The sequence below is a fragment of the Streptomyces sp. NPDC057654 genome, assembly GCF_042800135.1.
Lineage (GTDB): Bacteria > Actinomycetota > Actinomycetes > Streptomycetales > Streptomycetaceae > Streptomyces.
This window is the reverse complement of the sequence record NZ_JBHVHQ010001402.1, coordinates 1-1,300: the sequence shown is the minus strand read 5'-3', so window position 1 is coordinate 1,300 and position 1,300 is coordinate 1. Positions and strand designations below refer to the sequence as shown.

Sequence of the window (1,300 nt, the reverse complement as noted above, 5' to 3'; positions counted from 1 at the left end):
GGGCACGCCTGACTCAATTCTGCCCGCCGGAAGCTAACCGGAACGGGAAATTCCGCTGATTGTCAGATCCGACGGTAGCGGGTGAAAAGGAAGCCGGCCTCCTCCATGACGGACGCGAGGACGAATCGTTCCGGCACCGCGAGCCCTGGCCCGTTCATGATGCGCGGCGCCGCTCCCGCCGCGACCATCGGGGCCAGCGAGAGGCACAGTTCGTCGAGTGCCCCCGCTGCCGCGAACTGACCGAGCATTTTCGGCCCCCCTTCCGTCAGCAGCCTGGTGAGGCCGCGCTCCGCGAGCACCCGCTTGACCCGGTCCGGCTCCACACGCGCCGAGTCCCCCGCCACGATCACCTCCGCCCCCGCCTTGCGTGCCGCCGCCACCCGGTCCGGGGCCGCCCCCGCGCCGGTCAGCACGATGGTCGGCACCAGCGGCTCCGTGAACAGCGGAAGCCCGAAGTCCAGGTCCAGACTCGCGCTGACCACCGCGATCACCGGGGCCGGCGGCTGGCCGAGCGCCGCGCGCCGGGCCGCGAACGCCTCGCGGGCGCGTGCGGGGCGGTACCCCTCCTGCCGTACGGTCTGCGCGCCCACCACCACCGCGTCGGCGAGCCCGCGCAGCGTGCCGAAGATCCGCATGTCGGCGTCCGAGGAGAGGGGCTGCGATTTGCCCTCGTGGTGGGCCGCGCCGTCCAGCGACGAGACCATGTTGGCCCGTAGCCAGCCGGTGTCCCGGTCCCTGTGGGACTCGGAGCCGGCCTCGGCCCGGGAACGGTCCGCCGGACCGCCCGCCAGATCGCCCGTCGAACCAGCCATCGAACCAGCCGCCGGGCCGTCCGTCGGGCCGTCCATCGGATAGGCGTATACGTCCGCCAGCTCGTCCAGACCCCATTGGCGGCTGTCGAGATCGGATGTTTCGTGAGAAGCGGGGAACAGGCGTCGCATACGCGGCAGTGTGACATGGCTCGCTCACCGCGCCGAGTCCCCGGGGGAAGCGACTAGGCTGGACGGCTGTGTCGCCCTCAACCACCTCCGAGTCCAGCACCGCCCCCGACTCGCCCCCGATAGCCGGGTCGGCGGCCGACGGTGCGCCGCTCGCGCTGACCGCCCGCGCCCCGCACGTGCCCGCCGACCGGCTGGTCGCCGAGATGGTGCCGCCGCCGCGCTTCGGTTCCGCGCGCTTCGACACGTACATCCCGGACCCGAACCAGCCGAGCCAGGCCGAGGCCGTCACGGTGCTGAGCGCCTTCGCCGCCGGGCTCGGCGGCGGGGCGAGCGCGGCGGGCGGCGGCAAGAAGCGCTGG

General features: G+C 73.3%; 1 protein-coding gene and 1 pseudogene. One reads left to right on the top strand and one right to left on the bottom strand.

Annotated features, from left to right (window positions below):
- Positions 1-62: 62 nt before the first annotated feature.
- Positions 63-941, bottom strand: coding sequence for a pyrimidine reductase family protein (locus ACFU99_RS43935; RefSeq protein ID WP_384404430.1), 879 nt, complete (start codon positions 939-941; stop codon positions 63-65).
- A gap of 68 nt (positions 942-1,009) precedes the next feature.
- Here ACFU99_RS43935 and ACFU99_RS43930 point away from each other — a divergent pair.
- Positions 1,010-1,300 (top strand): annotated as a pseudogene (locus tag ACFU99_RS43930) (cell division protein ZapE); the annotation flags it as partial.

Excerpts from the sequence above, each read along its gene's own strand:
- ACFU99_RS43935 (WP_384404430.1), bottom strand. The coding sequence starts at position 941 with ATGCGACGCCTGTTCCCCGCTTCTCACGAAACATCCGATCTCGACAGC.